A 24754-nucleotide genomic window follows, 5' to 3' on the forward strand; every position below is an offset into this window, starting at 1 on the left:
GAACCCTAATCGGCGGGCCGCACCGGCACCGGCAGGCCGCCCGCGAGGGACTGCCTGCCGGTGCGGTGGAACTCAGGCGCGCGCGTCCTCGAGTTCGCGCTCGCGCGGCGCGGGCGCGGCGTGGACGGCCAGTGCCTCACCCTCGACGTCCACGTTCGGCAGGATGCGGTCCAGTCGGCGCGGCAGCCACCACGCCTTGTCGCCGAGCAGCGCGAGCACCGCCGGGACCAGGGTCATGCGAACCACGAAGGCGTCGAAGAACACCGCGGCGGCCAGGCCCAGACCCATCATCTTGATCATGGGTTCGCCGCCGCCGACGAAGCCGGCGAAGACCGCGATCATGATCGCCGCCGCGGCCACGACCACCCGGCCGCTGTGCCGGAAGCCGGTGACGATGGCGTCGGTCGCGCTCTCACCGTGCGCGAAGGCTTCGCGCATGCGGGTGACCAGGAAGACCTCGTAGTCCATGGCCAGGCCGAACACCACGCCGATGAGGAAGATCGGCATCATGCTCATGACCGGTCCGGTCTGCTCCACGCCGATGAGCCCGGCCAGCCAGCCCCACTGGAACACCGCGACGATGACGCCGAAGGCCGCGCCGACCGAGAGCAGGAAGCCCAGGGCCGCCTTGATCGGCACCGCGATGGAGCGGAACACCAGCATCAGCAACAGGATCGCGAGGCCGACCACCACCGCCAGGTACGGCAGCAGGGCGTCGGACATCTTCTGCGAGACGTCGATGTTCATGGCGGTCGCGCCGGTGACCAGCACGGTGGCGCCGGTGGCGTCCTTCAGATCGCCTGCCTCCGAGCGCAATTCGTGCACGAGGTCCTTGGTCTCGCTGGAGGAGGGGCCGGTCTCGGGGATCACGGTGAGCATGGCGGCGTCGCCGGACTCGTTGGGGATCGGCGGGGTCACCGACACCACGCCCGCGGTGCCGGCCAGGGTCTGGGCGACCCGATCCAGCGCGGCCTGCGGATTCGCCGCGCCCTCGAGATCCACCGCGATGGTGAGCGGGCCGTTGAAGCCCGGGCCGAAGCCCGCGGCGAGCGCGTCGTAGGCGCGGCGCTGGGTGGTGGAGGTGGACTGGGACTCGTCGCCCGGCATACCGAGTTCCAGGCTCTGCACCGGCAGTGCGAGCACGCCCATGCCGACCAGGCCGATCAGCAGGACCGCGACCGGGCGGCGCACGATGAATCGCGCCCAGCGCGTGCCCATTCCGGGCTTGTCCTCGCGTAATTGGCTCGCGGCCCGGGCATTCGCCTCGGTCTCCTCGCCGGGCCGGATCGACTTGCGGAAGGCGCGCGGCATGACCGCGTTCTGGAAGAAGCCCAGCAGCGCGGGCAGCAGGGTCAGGGCGATGGTGACCGCGACGGCCACCGTGCCGGCCGCGGCCAGGCCCATCGTGGTGAGCACCGGAATCCCGACCACGGCCAGTCCGGCCAGGGCGATGATCACGGTGAGTCCGGCGAAGACCACCGCCGAGCCCGCGGTGCCGACGGCCCGGCCCACCGCTTCCGCGGCGCTGTAGCCCTCGGCGCGTTCGGTGCGGTAGCGCGAGACGATGAACAGCGCGTAGTCGATGCCGACCGCCAGGCCGAGCATCATGGCGAGAGTCGTTGTCGTGGTGGACAATCCGATGGCCACGATCGCGGCGATTCCGACGCCGATCCCGATCAGCGCGGTGATCAGCGGCAGCCCGGCGGCGGCGAACGCGCCGAAGGTGATCATCAGGACGATGGCGGCGACGGCGATGCCGACCAGCTCGGTGGCCATGCCCATCTCCGGCTCGGCCAGCAGCGCGGTGCCGCCGACTTCGACGGTGACCCCGCCGTTCTTGCCGTTCTCGACCGCGTCGGTGAGTGCGGCCTTGGTGGCGTCGGTGAGGTTCTCGGTGGTCTCGCCGTAGCTCACCGTGGCGTACGCGGTCGTGCCGTTCGCGCTGACGGCTCCCGCCTGGAACGGATCCAGTACGCCCTTCACCTGCGTACCGCCGGCCACGTCGGCGATGACCTTTTCGACCTCCGCCTGATTCTGCGGGGCGTCGATGCGCTGGCCCTCGGGTGCGACGAAGACGATACGCGCCTGCGCCCCATCGGATTTGGTGCCGGGGAACCGTTCCTCGAGCAGGTCGAACGCCCGCTGGGATTCGGTGCCCGGGATGGAGAAGGTGTCCGGCGGGGGTGTCGGCGCGGCGGCGGCCCCGACCACCAGCGCGCCCATGATTCCCACCCAGAGCAGTGCGACGAGCCGCCGCTTCTCGAACGCGAACCGGCCGAGCCGGTACAGGAGTTTCGCCATGCGATCATGCTCGTCCGAGGCTGCTGTAGTCGGCATCGTGCGAGCGGAGGCCGTCGCGCGTACTGCGTTCGCAGTACGCGCGGCGGTGTTCTACGTGATCGGCAGGACGCGGGGCGGGTGCACGCGGCCCCCGGTTGGTGTGCGGCGCGACGGTCTTCGGTGCGGCCGATCAGCCCGCGGAACCGCTGGGCAGCACACCCGACAGCGAGCCGGTGTCGATGCCGGTGATCTCCACGACGAGCGACCTGGTCGAGGAACCCTGGGTGGCGACGATCGTGTATTTACCCTTGGCCGTCGGCCGCCATTCGCCCACGATCGCGCTGCGCTCCAGGTGCGGGTAGTCCAGCCGCTCGGCCGAGGCCAGCGGCTTGCCGTTGATTGTCACGGTGGCGGGCAGCGCGTAGTCGGCCCCGAACATGCGGGCCATCACGCGGCAGGTCTGCCCGACCGCGTCGCATGCGGACGGCATTTCCCCGCTCTGACTCATGACGGTGATGTCGTCGATTTCGGCGCCCGCCGAGGGTGCCAGCAACGCCGGAAGAAACAGTGCACCGGCGGCGGCCGCGGTCATTCCTGCGAGTCTCATACGAGCTTTTCTACCCAGCGGCGGAAAGTGCTGCGAGGCAGAACAATCTCAGTCTTCCGGAGCGTCGTCCAGATCCACTACGATCCGATCCCGGTCCGCCCACTCCAGCAGGGGGTCGAGGGCGAAGACCGCGTCGTCGATGCCGGCGTGCAGGTCGCCGAGGGCGGCGTAGCGGGGCGGGACGGTGGTCATGGTGAAGTCGCGGGGGTGCAGGTCCGGGATTTCGGACCACAGGACCGGGGTGGAGACGGTCGCTGCGGGGACTCCTCGAACGGAGTAGGCGGCGGCGATGGTGTGGTCGCGGGCGTTCTGGTTGTAGTCGACGAACAGTTGGGCCGGGTCGCGGTCCTTGCGCCACCAGGCGGTGGTGACGTCCTCGGGCAGGCGGCGCTCGACCTCGCGCGCGAAGGCCAGTGCGGCGCGGCGCACCTCCTGGAAACCGTGCGCCGGTTCGATCCGGACGTAGACGTGCATGCCCTTGCCGCCGGAGGTCTTCGGCCACCCCACCGCGCCGAGTTCGTCCAAGACCTCGTGCACGACCCCCGCCACCCGCTGCACCCGCGACCAGGGACAGTCCGGCATGGGGTCGAGGTCGATCCGCCACTCGTCCGGCATCTCGGTGTCGGCCCGCCGCGAGTTCCACGGATGGAATTCGACGGTGGACATCTGCGTGGCCCAGATGACGTCCGCCAGCTTCTCGACGCACAGCTCGTCCGCGGTCCGCCCGTATCGCGGGAAGAAGAGCTGGACGGTAGGAATCCAGTCCGGCGCCCCCGCCGGCACCCGCTTCTGATGGACCTTCCCACCCGGCAGTCCCTTCGGGAACCGGTGCAACATGCAGGGCCGCTCCCGCAGCGCGTTGACGATCCCGTCCCCCACACTCAGGTAGTACCGAACCAGGTCCAGCTTGGTGGCCCCGGTCTCCGGGAAGTACACCCGGTCCGGGTTGGACACCCGCACCACGTGGTCCCCGACCTCCACCTCGACCGCGGGCGAACCAGACTTACCGGCCATCCCCCGACCCTAACGGCCGAACCGGACAGTCGCCCTCAATTACCCCGCGTTTCGAGGGCCTTGCGGATCAGGCCCCGCGCGGCGTCCCCGGTCACCGCCTGGCCCGCCAGCACATCGAACGCGCGCCCGTACTGGGCGATCTCCCTGGGCTGCGTGATGGTCAGCTCGGCCGTCACCGTCTCGACCATGACTCTCGTGTTGTCGAACATGAGGAAGTTCGTCATCGAGACCCGATAGGGCGATTCGGCCGGAACGATCCCGAGGACGACCCTCGGCATGCCGATCACGGCCAGCAGTCGGTCCAGCTGTCCGATCATCGTCCGGTCACCGCCGACCGACGTTCGCAGGGCCTGCTCCGCGATCACGAAATGGAACCGGTGATCACGCCGGTACAGAACCTGCTGACGTTCCATCCGTTTGGCGACGCCTTCGTCGACATCGTCCGGCACCCGCTGAAAGTCGACGACGCTGCGCAGGACGCCTTCGGCGTACTCCGCCGTCTGGAGCAGGCCGGGCACCAGGAACGGATGGTAGACCCGCATCACCTCCGTCTCAGCTTCCAATCGGATCGAAACCTGCTGCCGCCGTTTGGTTCCGCTTCCAAGCACTCGCCGCCACTCGAGCCACGCGGCCTCGAGGTTCCGCAGCGTCGCGATCAGATCCGGCAGCTGCGCTTGGGAACCGGTGTGCACGCACCACGCGCGAAGGTCGGCATCGGTGGGTTTGGTCTTGCCGTATTCGATCTTCGGAATCTTGGTCTGATGCCACCCGGCTCGCCGGGCGAGCTCACTTCCCGACATCCCGGCGTCGAGGCGAAGCTCCCGGAGCCGCGCCCCGAGAGCCTCCCTGGCCTGGTCGATCGAACCCGTCACGAGTCCCCGTACTCGGACAACGGAACCGCGAGGGCCCAGACCCGCTCTTTCACGCCTCGGACATACTCCACGATCCGCGGGTCGGTGGTGACTGCTCCCCCGAGCCAGCGCCCGTTCTCGCCGGGCTCGAAAGCGGTGAAAGCGACGACGGAATCGTCGAAGAGCCACCAGTCGTCACGGGTCAACAGGTCCGCGTCGATCAAGTCGCGTGACAGATAGCGCACCTGCTCACCCGCCTCCACGTTCAGGCGCGCGACATGCTTGGCGTACCGCGTGTAATCGTTGTGCGGGGTCGACACGACCCGCGCACGATTGATCGACACCCCGCGGTTCGCGGTGTCGCGAACGAGGGTCAACCAGGGCTGAAACCACCCGTAGTCCTCCGGCTCGCCGGCCAGGAACCGAACGAGCGGGCCGTAACTCGGCGGGTAGTAGTCGTCCCTGACCTCGAGGTGGAAGGCTTCACGTTTCGCCTCTCGGAACAGGTCGTTGAACGCCTCACCCTGCACTAGCAGCATTGCCGTAGAACGTCCTCTCCGCCTTGGGCACCTCGATGGCCGTCTCGTTGGGGTAGATGTCCATCTGTGCCAGCGCGTCACCGTCGGTCACCGGAATTCCGGACAGCGCGAAAGTCCCTCTGCCCGTGTCGATCATCGTCGCGTCAATGTACGTATCGGGGTGAATGAACCCCAGCAGCCGTTGCGGAATCTCGATCGTTCCGGCGACCTCCGTTTTCCAGCCCTGGACGACATAGGTCGCCCGATCAGTGTCGTACATGCTGGGACACCCGCCACCTTCGGAGTCGCCCTTGCCGAGGAAATGAACCCGCATGATCAGTCTCCCATCGGATCTAATGCACGGTAATGCTCATACCTTTTCAATCATCCTCCGCCAGACACCGACTGGAGCATCAATGATGATATCCGAGCATCCTCGAGCATAGTTATGGTTGACGCACTAGGCCGCTCTCTAACGTCGGAGCCGAGGTGCGATGGGGCATCCGCCACGTCGACCTCTCCACACATCCGCGACCCAGGGGGCGAGATGGCGAGGAACACCAGACTTTTCGAGTTTCCGGGCGGCCTGTTGGAGCTCAGGTCGTACGGGACGGTCGGCGGCGAGCCGGACGTCTCCCTCGGACTCCACTCCGACGATCACGAAGATGATCGCGCAATGCGTTACAGGCCAACGTGTCTCGGCTATCTGCGGACCGACGTGTCCGGCGCGGCTCGACTCCGGGACGAAGACCGGATACGAAACCTCGCCGCGCGGCTCGGTTACGACTTCGCCGGGGCGGTGGTGTTCGACCCTTCCTCGGGGCGGCCGCCGCTGGCGGGTCTCAAAGCGCAGGCCACGCGGCTGGACGCCGAGGCCGTGATCGTGCCGGGGCCCGAGCACTTCGAGGGCGGGCGGGTGCCGGAGGGGCTGGTTCGACGGCTGGACGTGATCACGGTCGAGCCGGAGCAGACCTACGCTCGGCGGGCGGTGTCACCACTGCGACATGAACCGGCCGCGGACGGGACCTGAACCGGGCCGACGCACCGGAACCGGCGCGAACGCGAAACGGCTGCGACCGAAAACGCTCGGTCGCAGCCGAATTCGACTACAGCGGAACTACGAGCCGAACGAACCCGTGCCGGGCTTGGTCGGGGGCTCGGGATCGGTGGGCTGCTCGGCGACCGTCACCGTCTTGGTCGTGGTCGAGCCCGCCACGCCTTCGCGGCCGGAGAAGGTCGCGCCGATCGTGTAGGAGCCGGCGGCGCCGGGGGTCCAGCTGATCGTGGCCTTGCCGTTGGCGTTCACGGGGATGTCGCCCAGGACGTTGTCGCCCGCCTTGAACTGCACGGTGCCACCGGCGGCGGCCGGGTTCACGGTCGCCTCCAGGGTCACGGCCACACCGACCTTGGCGCCGGAGACGTCGGCCAGGGCGGTGGTCGAGAGGGCGTCGCTCGAGACGGTGATGGCCGGGCCCTTGCCCTGGTAGGTGCCATCGCCCAGGGAGCCGCCGTAGTGCATGGAGGTCGGCAGCGGGGTGTCGCGGGCGCAGTTGACGCCCACCTTGTACTGCACCTCGAAGGTCTGCGACTTCGGGTTGATGTTCGGGTACACCGGGTACTTGGTGATGCCGAACTCCGCGCGCACCCAGTCCGAGGACGAGGTGTCCAGCGAGACCTGGTCGCCGCCCATCTTCGCCGAGCCCGCGACGGGGGTCAGGCAGGCGGGCTTGAGATCCTTGACGTTGTAGATGTACTCGACCGGAATACCGGTCCGCTCCCACTTCGTCGTGACGGTGACGACGTCACCGACCTTCGGGTTGGTGTTCGACACCGTGCGGGTGAACTTGCTGTTCCCGTCTTCCCAGGTGATCGATCCCGGTGCGGCCGAAGCCGTCGCCGGCATCATCGCGGCCGCGAAACCGGCCGCGACCGCGAACGCGGCCAACGAGCCTGCCGCTCGCTGCGTTCCTCTATCCACCATCTTTGCCTCCACGTACAGCCGGGTGCCCTGCGATGTCGTCATCGAGGCGCTGATTCACCCGAACTGGCGAGCAGTAGATCACGCCGGGCCACCCTTGCGGAGGCAAATCCGAAATGAAAGTAAGTCAGATGTCCAGGACGTTGAACTTGAAACAGGTTCTCGCTGGACGATACAGCCCTGAACAGGCAAAGCCGCCAGTTTGAAGATCAATTCCGTACTGCGGACACTGTCCGCACGAGCGAGCCCGAACCAGCTCGAATCCCGGTCACCGGGACACGGCGGGACGGCAGCGTCCGCGACGCCCCGCCACCGTGTCAAGCCGCCCGGACATCGCCGGCGGCGGCCCGCACACCCCGCCCCGGGCCTCCGAACTGCTGTTCCGTCGCTGAAACCAGACCGATCAACCCGGATCCACCCCGCAATTATCGTGAAAGGGGTCTGGACAGATCGGGGGCGAACACACCGATAAGTGATAGTTTTTCTCTATGGCCGGGGCCATCACAGACTGAATGACACCTCGAGGAAGTACCGTGTCCAGCACTCGAAATTCAACCGCCGCACGGGTTTGCGGAGTAATTCTCGGAACTCTCGCATGCCTGCTAGGTGTGACCCCGGCCCACGCCGACCCGGCGCCCGGCCCCGCGCTGGTCGGCGACACACTGTATTTCGCGCTCGGCAACTGGAACTGCTCGATTCGCGACGACGGCGTACTGGGCTGCGACCTCGCCGTCCCGGCCGCGAGCATGAATGTCCTCATCGCCGGAGCGCAGATCTCGCTGCCGAATGTGCCCGCGATCATTATCGACTCGTCGGGCTGGCCCGCGCATCCCCAGTGGAACTCGAACGGCAGCCACACGCTGCCCGGTGGAAACCCCGCACTGCCGCGGTTGATTCAGGCCAGTTATCACGACCCGCAGTTCTCCGTCACCCACGCGGGCGCCACCTGCCAGCTCACCTTCAACGGCGCGGCGGTGTGCACTTCCCTCGGGCGTGGGTTCGGTCAATGGGGACCAGTGCCGCACGGCTACTGATCCCCATGAATCACCGTCTACCGGTACCAGACGCCGGAATCCCAGGCGCCGTAGTTCCAGACGTTGAAATCGTAACGCTGATGCGCGCCTCCGAAGAGGTACCCCCACCAACCAGCGGAGGTGTCGCAGATCTGGTCGTCGCGATTGCAGACGGTCAGCACCGGAAAGGCACCGAACCAATCATCGACGCCCGCAAGGGGATAGCCGATGATGCCACTGCCGGGGGTGGAGGCCAGGCCGCCCCAGCCGGGCCCGCCGCGCCGCTTGGGATCGGCGAGCAGAATGGCGTTGGCATTGTCCACGTTCTGATTCGCGGTGACCCACGCGTGCACCAGGCCCGCGCCCTCGCTGTGCCCGATCAGGCGGATGTGATCTCCCGGGCACTGATTGCGATGCTGCCAGAAGAGCCGGTTGATTTCGTTCAGACCCGACATCGGGTCCAGCGAGTTGTAACCAACGGGCTGATTAACAAATGGGATGAATGTCGACGACGTATTGTCGCCGAGTCCGCCGACACCGATTGCCCAATCGCCAACGCAGACATCGGCCTCGGCTGCGGCACCCGACACATTGGTCAGGGACAGGAGCAGGGCCAGCAGTAATGCGGCGAAGAGCGCCGTTGCTCTACGCATGGTGGTACTTCTTAACTTTTCGATCCTCCGGGACGCGCCCGGCTCCAGCTGGGTGTACCCAGAAATTGCTGGGCCCCAATCCACCTGGCGAAACAGTTACATCCGGCGCGTTTTCCTAGTCCGTAACGCAATGTCGGAGACCAACATCCGGAAGCTCGCGAACAGCGCCGGAGAATCGACGTGCCGGCCCGCGCGCGCACGGTCACGAAACCGTCGACACGCGCCCGTGAATCGCATAGCCAAGGATTCGCGTCACCCGCCGGCGCACACCACCGTGGCCCCCTCCGGAGAGGGGGCCACAGTTCTGCTTTCTCGGGCGTCCGAAGCGGTTGCGGTCATGCGGGTCTCGCGACCGCGACCGCCGGACATCGTGGCGGGGTGATCAATTCAGGCCCGCGACATCCTGGGCGATCGCGGCGAGGCGGTTCTCGGCGGCCGAGACCACACCGTGGCGATTCTTGTTCGCCTCCTCGTACGCCAGGACGGCCCGGACGTCGGAGGGCTCGGTCAGCTCCTTGACCTTGGCCGAGGCCTGGGTGACATTCAGCTCGTCGAAGCGGCGGATCGGGAGCTCGGCGGGGGTCAGGACACCGGTCGCGGTCCGGACCGCGTGCACCGAATCGGCTGCGCGCGGCTCACCTTCACGACGGGTGACCTCCTCCACGCTCTCGAGCACCGCGTCCCGCGACGCCCCGAGCGACTTCACCGCCACGTCACCGACATGCGCGCCCCGGGACAGCAGCTCGCCCAGTGCGGGCGGGGCCGAACGGAACGCGTCCAGCGTGCGGTCGATGCCGCGCGTGGACCAGGTCACCGGCAGGTTCGCCAGTTTGACCGCGGTACCGGTGACGGCCTGGAAGGGGGTGCGGCGCAACGCGGCCGGGCCGCCGAGCGCTTCCTCCGCCAGCACCGTGCCGAGCCAGTTCACGGTCGCCGAATGCGCCTTGATCAGGCGATCGGCCAGGGCGACCACCTGCGGCTCGCGCGCGTTGGTCGCCAGCGCCTTGATGTAGCGGGCGCGGTCGAGCAGCTGATGCTCGAGCGCGAGATCGCCGAGCAGCGCCTCATCGAACGGCTGGGCCTGTTCCCGCAGTGTCTTCACCACGGCCGTGGCCTTGCCGAGGAAGGGTCCGATGACCTCCGGCACCCCACCCAGTTCACGCTCGGCCGACCCGATGGCCTCGGCCCGAGCACGGGCGTTGGCCGCGTTGGCGGCCAGCTCCTCGCGTACCGCCTCCGTCCGCGCCTGCCCGGTCCGGGTCTCGGCGATCTGGATCTCGGTATTGGTCAGAGCACGCACCGAACGCAGCTGCGCCCGCAACAGAGAGGTGTCACGTGTATTCATCAGGTTCTCTCTCCTTCGACGGTGTTTTCTCGGATCGGCGCGAATTGCGCCTTTCCGAGACATACCCCGCACCGCCGTTCATAACATTGCGCCGCAAGCGATTTGGACCACGCCGCCGGTGGCGGGCGCCGAATTCCCCCGTCGCGCACGGCGCAATTCACAAGCTGTCCAACCCTTTCCGCGCAGCACGGATCAGCGCGCGGGCTCCTGCTGGGTGGTGCAGTGGATCCCGCCGCCACCGGCGGCGATGCCGTCGATCGCGATCTGCACGATCTGCCGGTCCGGGAACAACCGTTGCAGCGTCGCGAAGGCCGCCGAATCCGCCTCCGGATCACCGAATTGGGGTGCGATCACCGCGCCGTTGCAGACGTAGAAATTGATGTATCCGGCCGCGAAGTCCTCGCAGTCGTACTGCGGGCGAACGCGGGACGGCCCCGCGATCACCTCCACCCGCAGTCGCCGGCCGCGCGCGTCGGTCTCGGCGTGCAGGATCTCGAGGTGCGCGCGGGTGACCTGATAGTCGAAGGAGTCCGGATCGTTGTCCAGGCCCGCGACGACCACGCCGGGCCCGGCGAACCGCGCGTAGAAATCGGTGTGCCCGTCGGTGATGTCGTAGCCCGCGATCCCGGGCAGCCAGATGATCTTCTCCAGCCCCAGCAGATACCGCAGTTCCGCCTCGACATCGCCCTTGCGCCAGCCGCGATTGCGATTGCCGTTCAGCACACAGCTTTCGGTGATGATGGCGGTGCCCTCGCCGTCGACCTCGATACCGCCGCCCTCGAGCACCAGATCGGTCTCGAGCCGCTCCACCCCCGCGTGCGCGGTGACGAGCTCGGCGACCTTGCGATCGCGGCGGTGCTGCTGTTTGCCGCCCCAGCCGTTGAAGTTGAAATCGATTCCGGCTCGGCCTTTTTCGCCGGTGACGAAGACCGGCCCGGTGTCCCGCATCCAGAGATCGTCCAGCGGCGCGGGCACCAGTTCGACGTTCGCGCCGCCGATCAACTCCCGGGCGATGTGCAGCTCGTCGGGCCGGACCAGCATCGACACCGGCTCGAAGCGCGCGATCGTGGTGGCGATGGTCGCCAGATCGTGGCGGACCTGCGCGAGCAGATGCCGGCCCCACACGTCCTTGCTCGCGCCGAAGGCCATCCAGGTGCGCCGATGCGGATCGGCTTCGTCACGCATGATCCAGCGGCGCCCGTCGTCCTGCGCGCCGTCGGGATCGCCCAGCAGCAGTGCGCCGAGCGCCTCACCCATTCGCGCGAATCTGCTCTCACCCATGCCGCCGTGCTCCTGACTCGTCGATCCGCCGCCTGCGCGACGGGTGGTCGCGGGGTGCGACCTGCCGTCCACGGTAACCTTGACTGAATTTTCAGTCAAGCTAGTGAGGCGGCTTTCACAGTGCTTCTATCTGCATGAACACTGCTTATGTCACACGAGCGCGGACCCCTCCCCGCAGCCATGCGCTACGATCCTGACTATATTTTCAGTTCATTTGCGGAACACGACCGAATCCCCAGCGCCCGGACAGGCTCGCTCGGTCGACAGGAGAACCCCCGTGGAAGCAAGTACGTTCGGCCACTACGACCTGCACGAACTCATCGGCGAAGGCGGCATGGGCCGGGTCTACCGGGCCTACGACACGACCACCGACCGTTTCGTGGCCCTGAAGGTGCTGCACGAGCACACCGCCGCCGATCCCGCCTTTCGCGAGCGTTTCCGCCGCGAGGCGCACGCGGCCGCCCGCCTGCGCGAACCGCACGTGGTTCCGATCCATCGCTACGGGGAGATCGAGGGCCGGCTGTACCTCGACATGCGCCTGATCGAAGGCACCGATCTGCAGACGCTGCTGGCTCGGCACGGCCCGCTCGACCCGGACGCGGCGGTCGCCGCCATCGACCAGATCGCCGCCGCGCTGGACGCCGCGCACGCCGCGGGGCTGGTGCATCGTGACATCAAGCCCGCGAACGTTCTGGTGGGCGACCGAAACTTCGTGTACCTCATCGATTTCGGGATCGCGCGCGCCGAGGGCGAACCGCCGCTGACCACCTCCGGCTCGGCGATCGGGACCTTCGCGTACATGGCGCCCGAGCAGTTCAGCACCGGCCACGCCAGTGCGCAGTCCGACGTCTACGCGCTCGCCTGCGTGCTGCACGAGGCGCTGACCGGCGCCCGGCCCTTCCCCGGCGACAGTCTCGAGCAGCAGGTCTCCGGACACCTGATGACCCCGGCCCCGCGCCCGAGCCGGCTGCGGCCGGGCCTGCCGCCGGGGCTCGACGCCGCCATCATCCGCGCGATGTCCAAACACCCCGAGGACCGGTACGCGAGCGCGGGTGAATTCGCCGCGGCCGCGCGCCGGGCGCTGCACGTTCCCGGCCGCCGCGCCGACCGGGCCGCGCAGGCGATCACGGCTCCCGCGGCTCGCGTCCTGCCGCCCGCGGCGGTGGAGTACCGATCCGCCGACGCGGTGTATCGATCGGCTCGCACCGCGGTGGCGACCCCGCCGCCCGTCGTGGCGCCCCCACCGCCGTATCCGTATCCGACCCCCGTGCCGCACAACACCTTTGCGCCCACCCCGCCGAAATCCCGGCGTAAGGGCGTGCTGTGGGCCGCGGGCGCGCTGCTCACGATCGCCGCCGTCATCGGGGTGGTCTACCTGTTCAGCGAACCCATCCCGGACTCCGATCCGGCCGTGGTCGAGGGCACGACGGCCGAATACGGCGACACCGAGCCCTATCCCACCGATTCCTACTACCGCTGATCTCCCCCGGAGATCGGCGCCGGTCCCCCATGACTCGACACCTCAGGAGTAAGAACATGCAGCGACGCCGATTCGTACAGGCGGGAATCACCGTGGTCAGCGGCCTGATCATGGCCAACCAGCAGGGCCTGCTCCCGCGCTCACCGTTCGGCGGCAGCGGCAGCGCCGCCGAACGGGCCTGGCGCATGCCCGAGGAGGGCGAGCCGCATCGGCGCACCTGGATGGCCTTCGGCGCGACCGCCGAGAACTACGACGACGTCCTGCCCGAGGCCCGGCGCAATCTCGCGACCATCGCGCGGACCATCGCCGCCTTCGAACCGGTGTCCATGCTGGTGCGCCCGGCCGAACTGGCGATCGCGCGCGAGCTGATCGGCGACGCGAACGTCGAACTGGTCCCGGCGGAGATCGACGATCTGTGGATGCGCGACACCGGCCCGGTCTTCGTCTCCGACGGCGGCCGTCGTGCCGGGGTCGACTTCAACTTCAACGGCTGGGGCGGCAAGCAGGAGCACGGTTTCGACGCCGCGGTGGCCGACATCGTCACCCGCGCGGCGGGGGTGGAGCGCGTGCGCACCGACCTCGTACTCGAGGGCGGCGGCATCGAGGTCGACGGCGAAGGCACCGCCGTCATCACCGAGAGCTGCGTCCTGAACGCCAATCGCAATCCCGGCTGGACCAAGTCCGATGTCGAGGCCGAACTCGACAGGCTCCTCGGCCTGCGGAAGATCATCTGGCTGCCCGGTATCGCCGGGCGGGACATCACCGACGGGCACACCGACTTCTACGCGCGCTTCGTGCGCCCCGGCGTCGTCGTGGCGGCCCTGGACACCAACCCCGAGTCCTACGATCACGAGGTCACCAAGCGCCACCTGGAGATTCTGCGGACCGCGACCGACGCGCACGGCCGCACCGTGCAGGTGGAAGTCATCAAGGCGCCCACCCGCGTGCGGCCCGAGTACAAGTCGGCCGACTTCGCGGCGGGCTACATCAACTTCTACGTCTGCAACGGCGCGGTCATCGCGCCGGAATTCGGTGACCCGGAAGCGGATTCGGCCGCGTTCGCGACCCTGGCGCGCCTGTTCCCGAACCGGCGGATCGTGCAGATCGACATCGACGCCATCGTGTGGGGCGGCGGCGGCATTCACTGCACGACCCAGCAGGAACCCGCCTGATCCGAGCGCGCCTCAGACGCGGCCGAGTTCGGCGACGATCGCCCCGGACAGCAACTCGCGCGCCCGTTCCACCGTGAGCGAGCCGCTCAGCCACCGTTCGCTCAGTCCCTCGACGAGCGTGGTGAGCCGGGCGGCCGCTGCGGCGGGATTCACCTCGCGCAACGCCAGCCCGGATTCCCGCGCCCGCTCGATGAGCGCGGCGACGTCGTCGACCCATTCCTGGGTACCGGCCCGCAATTGCTCGCGCAGTTCGTAGTTGAACACCGCGCTGGCCCGCAACTCACCCCAGGCGATGCTGTTGTCCCGGACCTCGGGCACGTCCTGGATCTCGAGCAGCAGCATCTCCTCCAGCGCCGCACGCGGGTTGGCCTGCGCGAACGCGCTCTCGGTGTACCGGGCGGCCTTCCCGCTCACGAACTGCAGCGCGTGCTGCAGCACCCCCGCGCGATCCTTGAAGTGGTAGTAGATCAGCGCGGTGGACACCCCGGCCTCGGCCGCGAGCTTCTCCACGCGCAAGCCCCGCACCCCGTCGTGGGCGATCACCCGAACGGCGGCTTCCAATATCTGCGTTTGGCGGTCGGACACGAATTGTCAGCTTACGGACCGATACCCGGCGGGCGGGTACGCGGCTCGAACCTGTGATCCTGACTCACCCGATTTCCAGGGGTATGTGTAGGCTTACCAAAGTTGGAGGTGAGGATTCCGGTTCGGAAGCAGTGGGGTCGTACGCGCGCGCGTGCGGCGCCGGGCGGAGGGGTCGACTCGCCGCACACCGATCGGAGGACAGCCGAGAATGGCGCGCAGAGGTTTTCAGGGGGCGGTGCTGACCGCCTTCGGCGTTCAGTACCACACCGCCACGGTGCTCGAGATAGAGCAGACCACACCGCGATACCTGCGGGTCTGGCTGACCGCACCCTCGCTCTTCGACGAGATCACGATGGAGCCGACCGCCTGGCTGCGGATTTGGTTCCCCGATCCCGAGGGCTCGGAATCGGAATTCCAGCGCGGCTACACCATCGCCGAGGCCGATCTGGACAACGGCCGCTTCGCGATCGACTTCGTGCTGCACGAACCCGCCGGGCCCGCGTCCGCGTGGGCCGGCCGGGTCAAGGGCGGGGAGACCATCGAGGTCACCTCGTTCGGCTCCAAGGGCTTTCCCATCACCCCGGACGACCTGCCCGCCGGTTACCTGCTGATCGGTGATTCCGCCTCGATTCCGGCGATCAACTCCATCCTGGCCGCGGTGCCGCCGCACGTGGCCGTCGAGGTCTACCTCGAGCAGCACCACGACGACGACCTGCTGATCCCGCTCACCGAGCATCCGCTCGCGCGCGTGCACTGGGTCCCGCGTACCTCCGAGGCCTCCTTCGCCGCCGCTCTCGAGGCCCGCGACTGGTCCAACTGGTACGCGTGGGCCGGCCCGGAATCCAAGTCGCTCAAGCTCATTCGCGCCCGGCTCAAGGACGATTTCGGCTTCCCCAAGACCGACGTCTACGCGCAGGCGTACTGGGTGCACGGGCGCGCGATGGGCAAGCAGCGCGACGGAGCCGAAGCCGAAGCCGCACAGAGCACGAACGGCGCGGCCGCCACGGTCGTCGAGCAGGCCGTCGAGGCGACTCCCGCCCCGGCCGTCGCGGCGACCACCACCGAAGCCCCCGCCGCCCCCGCGCCCGCCACCCCCGGCCGCTGGCGTTCCCAGGCGGGCAGCCGCCTGTTCGACAGCGTCCGCGGCAAGCTGTGGGCCGCCGCGGTCCTGCAGTTCATCATCACCCTCGTCCAGCTCGCGCCGTTCGTGTTGCTGGTCGAGCTGGCGCGCGAATTGCTCGGCGCGAGTGAGGAGTCCAAGCTCTGGACGCTCGGCCTGTGGGCCCTGGGCCTGATGGGTCTGGGCGCGCTGCTGGAAGCGATCCTGCAATTCTGGCTGCACGCGGTCGACGCGCGCTTCAGCCGCGATCTGCGGTCCCGGCTGCTGAGCAAGCTGGCGCGGCTCCCGCTGGGCTGGTTCACCGCTCGCGGCCCGGGCAAGATCAACAAGCTCATCACCGGCGACACCCTGTCGCTGCACTACCTGGTGACCCACGCGGTCATCGACGCGGTCGCCGCCGTGGTCGCCCCGCTGGCCGTGCTCGGCTACCTGTTCTGGGTGGACTGGCGACTGGCCCTGGTGCTGCTGGTACCGGTGCTCGGCTACGTCTTCACCATGCTGACCATGATGGCCTCCTCCGGGCCCAAGATCATGCAGTCGCAGCGCTGGGCCGAGAAGATGAACGGCGAGGCCACCTCGTACCTGGAGGGCCAGCCCGTGATTCGCGTGTTCGGCGGCTCGGCGGCCTCCCCCTTCCGGCGCAGCCTCGACGAGTACATCGGCTTCCTGGACGGCTGGCAGCGGCCGTTCGTCGGCAAGAAGTCCGTCATGGACCTCATCACGCGCCCGGTCACCTTCCTGTGGCTCACCCTGACCGTCGGCACCGCGATGATCGTGTCCGGCAGCCTCGAGCCGGTCGATCTGCTGCCGTTCCTGTTCCTGGGCACCACCTTCGGCTCGCGCCTGCTCGGCATCGGCTACGGCCTGTCGGGTCTGCGGGAAGGCCGCCTGGCCGCCAAGAACATCCAGGTCGCCCTGGACGAGAACGAACTCGACGTGCGGGCCGGCGCGGCCGCGAACACCGAGAACCAGCCCGGCCACGTCGTTTTCGACGACGTGACCTTCGGCTACCGCCCCGGCGTTCCCGTCGTGCAGGACATCTCGCTCACCCTCGAGCCCGGCACCATCACCGCCCTGGTCGGCCCGTCCGGTGCGGGCAAGTCGACCCTGGCCGCGCTGCTGGCGCGCTTCCACGACATCAACGGCGGCGCGATCCGCGTCGGCGGCCGGGACATCACCGAATTCACCCCGGACGAGCTGTACACCCGCATCGGGTTCGTCTTCCAGGACGCGCAGGTGATCGCCGGAACCGTGCGCGAGAACATCGCGCTGGCGGTGCCGGACGCGAGCGACGCCGCCATCGAACAGGCCGCCCGCGATGCCCAACTGCACGAACGCATCCTGCGCCTGCCGCAGGGCTACGACACGGTCCTGGGCGCGTCGGCAACCCTGTCCGGCGGCGAGAAGCAGCGCCTGACCATCGCGCGCGCCCTGCTCGCCGACACCCCGGTGCTCATCCTCGACGAGGCGACGGCCTTCGCGGACCCGGAGTCGGAGTATCTGGTGCAGCAGGCACTGGACCGGCTCGCGGTGGGTCGCACCGTGCTGGTCATCGCGCACCGCCTGCGCACCATCACCGAAGCCGACCGCATCGTCGTGCTCGAACAAGGCCGGGTGACCCAATCGGGTACCCATACCGAACTGCTCGCCGTCGACGGGCGCTACCAGCAGCTGTGGAATGCCGGCGCCACCGCCGACACGAAGGAGACCGTGCGATGACGCGCACCGTATTGAGCCTGCTGCCGCCCGCGGATCGGCGGCGCTGGATCGGATATCTGGCCCTGATCGGAACCTCCACCATCGTGCGCGCCATCGCGGTCGTGCTGGTGGTGCCGCTGGTGTCGGCGCTGTTCGGCGACACCCCCGCCGATGCCTGGCGCTGGGTCGGCGCGCTGACCGTGGCCGTGATCGCGGGCTGGATCATCGATTCCATCGCCTCGCGCATCGGATTCGACCTGGGCTTCGGCATTCTCAACCGCGCCCAGCGCGATGTCTCGAGCCAGGTGGCGCGCATTCCGTTGCGCTGGTTCGACGAGGACAACTCCGCGATCACCCGCCGGGCCATCGCCACCACCGGGCCGGATCTGGTCGGCCTGGTCGGCTACCTGGTCACCCCGATCATTCAGGGCATCCTGCTCCCCATCGTGATCGGCCTGGCGCTGCTGCCGATCTCGTGGCAGCTGGGCGTTGTCGCACTGCTGACCGTGCCGCTGCTGCTGGGCGCGCTGTGGGCGACCGGGCGCATCACCCGCGTCGCGGACAAGGCGGCCGCCGACTCCAACAGCGTTCTCACCGAACGCATTCTGGAATTCGCCCGCACCCAGGCCGCCCTGCGCGCGGCCCGGCGGGTGGAGCCGGCGCGCAGCCAGACCGGCGCCGCGCTGGACGCCCAGCACAGCGCGACCGTGCGCCTGCTGCTGCTGAACGTTCCGGGTCAGGTGCTGTTCAGCCTGGCGAGCCAGGTCGCGCTCATCCTGCTCGCGGGCACCACCGCGTGGCTGGCGGTGCGCGGCACCGTCGGCACCCCCGAGGCCATCGCGCTCATCGTGGTCGTGGTTCGCTTCCTGGAGCCGTTCGCGGCCATCGGCGATCTGGCCCCGGCCATCGAGACCAGCCGGAACACGTTGCGCGACATCCGATCCGTCGTCGACGCGCCGGGCCCGGAGCGGCCCGCCGTGGCAGACGAGCGCACCGGCGCGAACACCGCCGCCGGGGTCGCCCTGCGCGATGTGCGGTTCTCGTACGACGACGCCGCGCCGCTCGTGCTCGACGGCCTGGACATCGAATTCCGCGCCGGTGAGATCACCGCCATCGTCGGCCCGTCCGGCTCGGGCAAGAGCAGCCTGCTCTCCCTGGTCGCCGGCCTCGAGACCCCGAATTCGGGCAGCGTCACCGTCGGCGGCGTCGACCGCGGCGGTCTGGACCCGGCCCAGCGCCCGGCCGACACCTCCATGGTGTTCCAGCAGCCGTACCTGTTCGCGGGCACCATCCGCGACAACGTGCTGGCGGGCAATCCGGACGCCACCGCCGACGAACTCGACGCCGCGCTGCGCCTGGCCCGCGTGGACGAATTCGCCGCCCGGCTCCCCGAGGGCGTGAACAGCCTCGTCGGCGACGCGGGCACGGCCCTGTCCGGCGGTGAGCGCCAACGCGTCTCGATCGCCCGCGCCCTGCTGAAGCCCTCCTCGATCCTGCTCGTGGACGAGGGCACCAGCGCCCTGGACGCGGAGAACGAGGCCGCCGTGGTGACCGCGATCGCGGACGATCCCCGCGCCCGCACCCGCATCGTGGTGACCCACCGCCTGAGCACCATCGCCGGCGCGGACCGGGTGCTGTTCCTCGAGAGCGGCCGCGTGGTCGAGGACGGCACCGTGGAGGAGCTCCTGGCCGCCGAGGGCCGCTTCGCCGAGTTCTGGGCCCACCAGCGCGACGCCGCCGGCTGGCGTCTGGCCACCGCCGGCCGGGCCTGATCAGCACACGGAAGCGAAACAGCGCCCGCCGGAACCGATTCGGTTCCGGCGGGCGCTGTCGTTCGGGCGGAAGCTGCCCGTGCGGGCGTCAGTTGCTCTTGGTGTCGGCGACCGAGAGGCGGACGGTGCCGAGAACGAAGATCAGAACGCAGAGGACGGTGAAGAAGATCAGGGAACCGTTCTGACCGCCGAAACAGCTTTCGATCGTGGAGAGTTGGCCCACACCGAGCTCGCCGTTCTTGAAGGGCGAGAGGCGCTGCAGCAGCAGGCCGAGATCACCGGGAATCAGGGTCACGAAGACCTCCACGCCGAACTTCCAGAGCAGGATCGTCATGACCACCAGGCCGGGCTTGGGCAGCAGAGCCGAGACACCGAGACCGAGGGCGGTGACGAGCACCGCGAACAGCGGAACGCAGATCAGCAGGCGCACACCGTCGCCGGAGAAAGCATCCACCTTGCCCCAGATCTCGGGGAACAGGCGCGGGAAACCGCCGAGCATGATGAACGTCGCGGCGAAGGCCGTCACCGCGGACACCGCGCCGAACACGATGAGTTTCGCGACCGGGAGCAGCCAGCGACGAGGCTGAATCGCGAACGCCGTCTCGATCGTGCGGTCCTTGACCTCCGCGCAGAGCGAGGTCACGCCTCCGGACATCAGGATGAATGTCGAGAAGATCAGGATCCAGTAGGCCGCGTTGTTGGTGTGCATACCGCCCGCGCCGCGGAAGGTGTTCGACTCGGTCGCCTTGGCGATGCCGAAATTGATGGCCACCGGAATCACCAGCGCCAGCGGAACAACCGCGTACCAGAGCGAACTGCGCCGCGAGAGCTTGGCGGCTTCGCTGCGCACGGACTGCGCCAGATAGGTCAGCACCATTACCGCGCACCTTCCTTCGCGGTGTACTGCACACTGCCGCGGGTAATTTCGATGTAGGCCGACTCCAGCTTGCGGGGGCCCGTGCCCTGTGCGACCAACTCGTCCTTGGTCGTATCCGAGAGCACCGTGCCCCGGCCCATGATGACCACCCTCGTTCCCGTGATCTCGACCTCGGTCAGATTGTGCGAGGCCACCAGCAGGCATTTGCCTTCCGCGGCCAGCCCGGAGACCAGCTCGCGCAGCCACAGGATGCCCTCGACGTCCAAGCCGTTGGCGGGCTCGTCCAGCACGACCGTCTCGGGATCGCCCAGCAGCGCCGCGGCGATGCCGAGCCGCTGCAGCATGCCGTAGGAGAAGCCGCCGACGGCCCGCTTTCCGACGCCTTCCAGCCCTACTCGCTCCAGCGCGGGGGCCACCACGGTTTTCGGCAGGCCGCCCAGGCGCGCCTGCCACAGCAGATGCTGGGTGGCGGTGTGCTGCGGATTGCGCGCGAACGCCCCGAGCCCGAAACCGATCTCGCGCAGAGTATTCGGGTAGTCCCGCAGGGACCGGCCGTTCACGGTGATCGAGCCCGCGCTCGGGCGCGCCAATCCGGCGATCATGCGCATGACGGTGGTCTTGCCCGCGCCATTGGGCCCGAGCAGGTAGGTGATGCCGCCCGCCTCGGCCTCGAACGAAACGTCGTTCACGGCCACGGTGTCGCCGAAACGCTTGGTAATGCCGCGCACGCCGATCATGGCGCGGTCCTGAGTAACTGTCGCACAGTCCAATTCACTTCCGTCTCGCTGTACACACGAAGCGACCCCCCGGATGAATCACATTCGGGGGGTCGCTCCGACGTGCCTGGAATGGGTGGTCAGTAGCCGAAGTCCGGGTTACCGGAGCACTGCATCTCCGCGCAGGTGGCCTTCCAGTCGAACTTCCAGATGCCGCCATCGCGCAGGAAGTGGTAGTTGGTGCTCGACGCCGGGAAGCCCGCCATCAGGCCCTCGACCTTGACCGAGAGGTTGTTGCCGGAGACCTGCACCGGTCCGATCGCGCGGCCCTGAATGGAGAAGAAGTCGTAGGTGGTGCTCGCCTGCATCACGCGCTCGAGCGCGGGGCGCGCGCTGGAGCCGTTGTAGCTGACCTCGATCTTGGGCTCGATGTTGATATTCGGATTCCAGAACGCGGCGAACGCCTTCTCGATCTGGTGCAGGCTCGGGGTGTTGTCGCGCAGGTAGAGATCCGAAGCCTGGGAATCGCGAATGGAGATATCGGCCGAAGCCGGCTGCGCGAAGCCGAGTCCGAGAACGGCGGCGGCGAGCGCCACCATGGCGACCTTGATGAATTTTGGCATGACAGCCCTTCTGGACGGCGAGCGAAAACAATGCGCCGCAGTGGCATTCACGGTGTGGCCGCGAGACCGGGTACGGCGCTCACCCGCGGGGTGGAGCGATCGCGGGGCGCAGCTCGAGCGGGCAAGCATCACGCTAACCAAGCCAGTTAGGTAAGTCAATCCTAAGTGAAGTCCCCATCGCCGCATGTGAGGGCCTCCAACCTGGGCGATCGATAGAGAGCGGGGTCACAGCACGCACCCATTGGTTAGTCTAGCCTTGCCTAACAAGAACCGAGCCCGAACGGGCTCACGAGGAGGGAATCGACATGCCGATGAGGATCCATTCACCGAACGCCCTACCGCGGTTCGTGCCGACCGTGGCGCGGGCGTCGTGACCTCGCCGGACGCCGGTACACCGGGGGCGGAGCGCGACGCCAAGGGGGCAACGCCGGCGATCGAGGTCGGCGAGCTGGTCAAAGCCTACGGAGAAGTCAAGGCGCTCAAGGGAATATCGTTCGAAGTGGCGCCCGGCGAGGTACTCGGCCTGCTCGGGCCCAACGGCAGCGGCAAGACCACGACGGTCACCCTGCTGTCCACCCTGCAGCGGCCGACCTCCGGCATCGCCCGCATCTGCGGTCACGATGTGGTGGCCGACGCCGGGCGCGTGCGCGAACTCGTCTCTCTCACCGGGCAATACGCCGCGCTGGACGGCGGACTGACCGCGGTGGAGAACCTCGCGGTATTCGGCAAGCTCACGGGCCTGCGCGGACACGCGCTGAAGACCCGCATCGATGAACTGGTCGAGCAATTCGATCTGGGCGCGGTACGCGATCGGCGCGTGAGCGCACTCTCGGGCGGCATGCAGCGCCGCGTCGACATCGCGAGCGCACTGGTCACCCGGCCCGAAGTGCTGTTCCTCGACGAGCCGACGACGGGCCTGGACCCGCGCAGCCGAGCCTCGGTGTGGGACACCGTCACCGGCCTGCGCGCCGAGGGCATCACGGTGCTGCTGACCACGCAGTACCTGGAGGAAGCGGACCGGCTCGCGGACCACATCGTCATGCTGAATCAGGGCACCGTGGTCGCGGCGGGCACGCCGGGACAACTCAAGCAGCAAATCGGTGCGGCGGTGTGCGAGGTGACGCTCATCGAGCGCTCGGACACCGCGCGCACGGTCGCACTGCTCGAGGGCTTGGACATCGTCGAATCGCCCTCCGAGGGATCGGCTTCCGGCGCGGCAACGCATCCCCGCCTGGTCGTGCGAGCCCCCGAGGGCATGGCCACGGTCTCCGATGTCATCTCGCGCCTGCGCGGCGCGAACATCGATGTCGTCGACATCGGACTGCGCCAGCCCTCGCTCGACGAGGTCTTCCTCCAGCTCACGGAGTCGCGCTGATGTCCACTCTCACCGCCGAACCAGCCGCCGTCACGCGAGCGGGCACCACCGCGCGCGCGTCGGTCGGCCTGGGAGCCGCGACCGCCACCCTGGCCCGGCAGAAGATTCTGGCCGCGATCCGTTCCGGTGACGGCATTTTCGCCGTCTTCGGACCCGTCGTATTCTTCGTCTGCTTCTACGTGCCACTGCATCGCCAATTCGAACTCGGCGGCGGGCACTACGCGCAATTCCTCACGCCGATCATCCTGTTGCAGGCCGGACTCTTCACCGCCATCAGCGCCACCGAGGTCGCCGGGCACGATGCCCGCGCCGGAGTGCACGAGCGCATGATGTCCCTACCCATCCCCCGCGTCACGCCCTTCCTGGGCCGCATGGCCTGGGTGATCGTGCGCATGCTGCTGGCCCTGGCCGGCGGTGTGGGCATCGGATACAGCCTGGACTTCCGATTCCACGGTTCGGCGGTCGACACCGCGGCGTTCATCATCCTGGTCGTGATCTTCGGCTTGGCCCTGAGCATGCTCACCGACGCGATCGGCACGGTGGCGCGCAACTCGGTCTCGGTGGCCAGCATCCTCATGATCCCGCAGCTCATCCTGGTGATGGCCTCCACCGGTCTCGTTCCGGCCGAAGGCTTTCCGGACTGGATTCAGCCCTTCGTCCGCAACCAGCCGCTCTCGGTCTTCGCCGACGCCCTGCGCGGCCTCGCGGCGGGTACCGATCCCGAATTGACCGCCGCCCTGCTGTGGTCGGCCGGACTCCTCTCCGCGGGCCTGCTCGCGATCACGGCTGCGGGCCGAGCACAGGTGGGCCGATGACCCAGACCACGACCACCCCCACCGCGCCGACGTGGCCCGCCCGCCACTCGGTGTCCCTGATCCGCCAATCGCTGGTGCACGCGAGCGCCCTGCTGCGCTCGTGGTCCCGAGATCCCGGAATCATCGTGCAGTCCATGGTCTTTCCGGCCTTCATGCTGCTGATGTTCCAGTTGGTGCTGGGCAAGACCGTCACCTCCATGGGCGGCGGTGACAGCGTGTACGGCAACGCCGGACTGGTAGCCCTGGTGGGCGCGCTCTTCGGCACGCTGGCCACCGCCATCACCCTCATCCAGGAGCGGGATACCGGGCTGCTGGCGCGCACCTGGACGCTACCGGTCCCCCGCGCCGGCTTCATCGCGGGGCGACTGCTCGCCGAAGCCCTGCGCACCGGGCCGGCGACCATCGTGCTGTTCCTGGTGGCGATTCCGCTGGGCTTCCGCTTCGAGCACGGACTGTTGGCCGCGCTGGGCGCGATCATCGTTCCGATGATCTTCGCCGTCGGCATCGCGGTGCCGGTGATCGCCTTGGCGACAGTCGCTTCGGGCAAGCAGGCCGTGCAGCAACTGGGTGGATTGTTCCTGCTGCTGTTGTTCTTCAACGGCGGATTCGCGCCGGTGACGGAATATCCGGGCTGGTTGCAGCCGGTCGTGCGGCATCAGCCGATGACTCCGGCGATCGAGGCGATCAAGGGACTGACCGAGGGCGGGGCGGTTGCCGAACCGCTTGCCATCACCGTGCTCTGGACCGTCGGGTTGATCGTGGTATTCGGGCCGCTCGCGGTTCGGGGATATCGGCACGCGGCTGAACAGCGGCGCTGATTCGATGTAGTTGGGCGACAAGGCCCCCGCGGCGGACGCTGCGGGGGCCTTGTCGTACGGGGTGACGGAGTACCGGCGTCGGCACGTCGGGCACCTCGACCCACCCGAATACACAAGTGGGCCGGGTCGGAAATCCGACCCGGCCCACCGCGACCGACCTGGA

General features: G+C 68.3%; 23 protein-coding genes. 9 read left to right on the forward strand and 14 right to left on the reverse strand.

The features are described 5' to 3' along the window. Nucleotides 1-72: 72 nt before the first annotated feature. The 6 genes from ACWDOP_RS11285 to ACWDOP_RS11310 form a co-directional block, all read right to left on the reverse strand. Nucleotides 73-2301 carry an MMPL family transporter gene (locus ACWDOP_RS11285; protein WP_456344934.1) on the reverse strand — a complete coding sequence of 743 codons (2229 nt, stop codon included), beginning with the start codon at nucleotides 2299-2301 and terminating at the stop codon, nucleotides 73-75. Between the two features lie 169 nt (nucleotides 2302-2470). Then, complete coding sequence (locus tag ACWDOP_RS11290) at nucleotides 2471-2887, reverse strand: hypothetical protein (protein WP_456344935.1); 417 nt, start codon at nucleotides 2885-2887, stop codon at nucleotides 2471-2473. A gap of 48 nt (nucleotides 2888-2935) precedes the next feature. After that, a complete protein-coding gene (gene ligD, locus ACWDOP_RS11295) occupies nucleotides 2936-3901 on the reverse strand; it encodes a non-homologous end-joining DNA ligase (RefSeq protein ID WP_456344936.1) in 966 nt (321 codons plus the stop codon). Nucleotides 3902-3936: 35 nt separating this feature from the next. Continuing rightward, nucleotides 3937-4773 carry a helix-turn-helix domain-containing protein gene (locus ACWDOP_RS11300; protein ID WP_456344937.1) on the reverse strand — a complete coding sequence of 279 codons (837 nt, stop codon included), beginning with the start codon at nucleotides 4771-4773 and terminating at the stop codon, nucleotides 3937-3939. Beyond that, on the reverse strand, nucleotides 4770-5291 hold the full coding sequence (locus ACWDOP_RS11305) for a DUF6879 family protein (RefSeq protein WP_456344938.1): 522 nt from the start codon (nucleotides 5289-5291) through the stop codon (nucleotides 4770-4772). The genes ACWDOP_RS11300 and ACWDOP_RS11305 overlap by 4 nt, the downstream gene beginning before the upstream one ends. Beyond that, nucleotides 5272-5604, reverse strand: a complete 333-nt coding sequence (locus ACWDOP_RS11310; protein WP_456344939.1) for a hypothetical protein — start codon at nucleotides 5602-5604, stop codon at nucleotides 5272-5274. The genes ACWDOP_RS11305 and ACWDOP_RS11310 overlap by 20 nt, the downstream gene beginning before the upstream one ends. Nucleotides 5605-5946: 342 nt before the next feature. On the opposite strand from ACWDOP_RS11310, the gene ACWDOP_RS11315 reads away from it, so the two are divergent. Beyond that, entirely contained in the window at nucleotides 5947-6300 is a 354-nt protein-coding gene (locus tag ACWDOP_RS11315) for a hypothetical protein (protein WP_456344940.1), read from the forward strand. Nucleotides 6301-6387: 87 nt separating this feature from the next. On the opposite strand, the gene ACWDOP_RS11320 is transcribed toward ACWDOP_RS11315, so the two are convergent. Next, a complete protein-coding gene (locus tag ACWDOP_RS11320; RefSeq protein ID WP_454207222.1) occupies nucleotides 6388-7293 on the reverse strand; it encodes an Ig-like domain-containing protein in 906 nt (301 codons plus the stop codon). 563 nt (nucleotides 7294-7856) lie between these two features. On the opposite strand from ACWDOP_RS11320, the gene ACWDOP_RS11325 reads away from it, so the two are divergent. Beyond that, a complete protein-coding gene (locus tag ACWDOP_RS11325) occupies nucleotides 7857-8282 on the forward strand; it encodes a hypothetical protein (protein ID WP_456344941.1) in 426 nt (141 codons plus the stop codon). A gap of 17 nt (nucleotides 8283-8299) precedes the next feature. Here the strand turns inward: ACWDOP_RS11325 and ACWDOP_RS11330 are convergent, their stop codons facing one another. From ACWDOP_RS11330 to ACWDOP_RS11340, 3 genes are all read right to left on the reverse strand, one after another. Next, nucleotides 8300-8914 (reverse strand): cutinase family protein, encoded by a 615-nt coding sequence (locus tag ACWDOP_RS11330; RefSeq protein WP_456344942.1) that lies wholly within the window; start codon nucleotides 8912-8914, stop codon nucleotides 8300-8302. Nucleotides 8915-9296: 382 nt separating this feature from the next. Next, nucleotides 9297-10259: a ferritin-like domain-containing protein gene (locus ACWDOP_RS11335; RefSeq protein WP_456344943.1), complete on the reverse strand. Its 963-nt coding sequence runs from the start codon at nucleotides 10257-10259 to the stop codon at nucleotides 9297-9299. Between the two features lie 192 nt (nucleotides 10260-10451). Beyond that, nucleotides 10452-11540 carry an agmatine deiminase family protein gene (locus ACWDOP_RS11340; RefSeq protein WP_456344944.1) on the reverse strand — a complete coding sequence of 363 codons (1089 nt, stop codon included), beginning with the start codon at nucleotides 11538-11540 and terminating at the stop codon, nucleotides 10452-10454. Nucleotides 11541-11817: 277 nt separating this feature from the next. On the opposite strand from ACWDOP_RS11340, the gene ACWDOP_RS11345 reads away from it, so the two are divergent. Together ACWDOP_RS11345 and ACWDOP_RS11350 are read left to right on the forward strand one after the other, a co-directional pair. Next, nucleotides 11818-13020: a serine/threonine-protein kinase gene (locus ACWDOP_RS11345; protein ID WP_456344945.1), complete on the forward strand. Its 1203-nt coding sequence runs from the start codon at nucleotides 11818-11820 to the stop codon at nucleotides 13018-13020. A gap of 56 nt (nucleotides 13021-13076) precedes the next feature. After that, nucleotides 13077-14192: an agmatine deiminase family protein gene (locus ACWDOP_RS11350; RefSeq protein ID WP_456344946.1), complete on the forward strand. Its 1116-nt coding sequence runs from the start codon at nucleotides 13077-13079 to the stop codon at nucleotides 14190-14192. 12 nt (nucleotides 14193-14204) lie between these two features. Here the strand turns inward: ACWDOP_RS11350 and ACWDOP_RS11355 are convergent, their stop codons facing one another. Next, nucleotides 14205-14777, reverse strand: coding sequence for a TetR/AcrR family transcriptional regulator (locus ACWDOP_RS11355; RefSeq protein ID WP_456344947.1), 573 nt, complete (start codon nucleotides 14775-14777; stop codon nucleotides 14205-14207). A gap of 208 nt (nucleotides 14778-14985) precedes the next feature. Between ACWDOP_RS11355 and ACWDOP_RS11360 the strand changes: the two genes are divergently transcribed. Then, complete coding sequence (locus ACWDOP_RS11360) at nucleotides 14986-17616, forward strand: ABC transporter ATP-binding protein/permease (RefSeq protein WP_456344948.1); 2631 nt, start codon at nucleotides 14986-14988, stop codon at nucleotides 17614-17616. Then, nucleotides 17613-19367, forward strand: coding sequence for an ABC transporter ATP-binding protein (locus ACWDOP_RS11365; RefSeq protein ID WP_456344949.1), 1755 nt, complete (start codon nucleotides 17613-17615; stop codon nucleotides 19365-19367). Before ACWDOP_RS11360 ends, ACWDOP_RS11365 begins: the two co-directional genes overlap by 4 nt. Before the next feature lie 88 nt (nucleotides 19368-19455). Here the strand turns inward: ACWDOP_RS11365 and ACWDOP_RS11370 are convergent, their stop codons facing one another. The 3 genes from ACWDOP_RS11370 to ACWDOP_RS11380 form a co-directional block, all read right to left on the reverse strand. Then, nucleotides 19456-20244, reverse strand: coding sequence for an ABC transporter permease (locus ACWDOP_RS11370; RefSeq protein WP_456344950.1), 789 nt, complete (start codon nucleotides 20242-20244; stop codon nucleotides 19456-19458). Beyond that, nucleotides 20244-20981, reverse strand: coding sequence for an ABC transporter ATP-binding protein (locus ACWDOP_RS11375; protein ID WP_456344951.1), 738 nt, complete (start codon nucleotides 20979-20981; stop codon nucleotides 20244-20246). The genes ACWDOP_RS11370 and ACWDOP_RS11375 overlap by 1 nt, the downstream gene beginning before the upstream one ends. 119 nt (nucleotides 20982-21100) lie before the next feature. Continuing rightward, nucleotides 21101-21583, reverse strand: a complete 483-nt coding sequence (locus tag ACWDOP_RS11380) for a hypothetical protein (protein ID WP_456344952.1) — start codon at nucleotides 21581-21583, stop codon at nucleotides 21101-21103. Between the two features lie 370 nt (nucleotides 21584-21953). Between ACWDOP_RS11380 and ACWDOP_RS11385 the strand changes: the two genes are divergently transcribed. From ACWDOP_RS11385 to ACWDOP_RS11395, 3 genes are read left to right on the forward strand one after another with little or no spacing between them, the layout of a single operon-like run. Continuing rightward, nucleotides 21954-22958, forward strand: a complete 1005-nt coding sequence (locus ACWDOP_RS11385; protein ID WP_456344953.1) for an ATP-binding cassette domain-containing protein — start codon at nucleotides 21954-21956, stop codon at nucleotides 22956-22958. Next, a complete protein-coding gene (locus tag ACWDOP_RS11390) occupies nucleotides 22958-23773 on the forward strand; it encodes an ABC transporter permease (protein ID WP_456344954.1) in 816 nt (271 codons plus the stop codon). Before ACWDOP_RS11385 ends, ACWDOP_RS11390 begins: the two co-directional genes overlap by 1 nt. Then, nucleotides 23770-24591: an ABC transporter permease gene (locus ACWDOP_RS11395; protein WP_456344955.1), complete on the forward strand. Its 822-nt coding sequence runs from the start codon at nucleotides 23770-23772 to the stop codon at nucleotides 24589-24591. The genes ACWDOP_RS11390 and ACWDOP_RS11395 overlap by 4 nt, the downstream gene beginning before the upstream one ends. Nucleotides 24592-24754: the final 163 nt, after the last annotated feature.

It is taken from the genome of Nocardia sp. NPDC003693 (genome assembly GCF_053981095.1).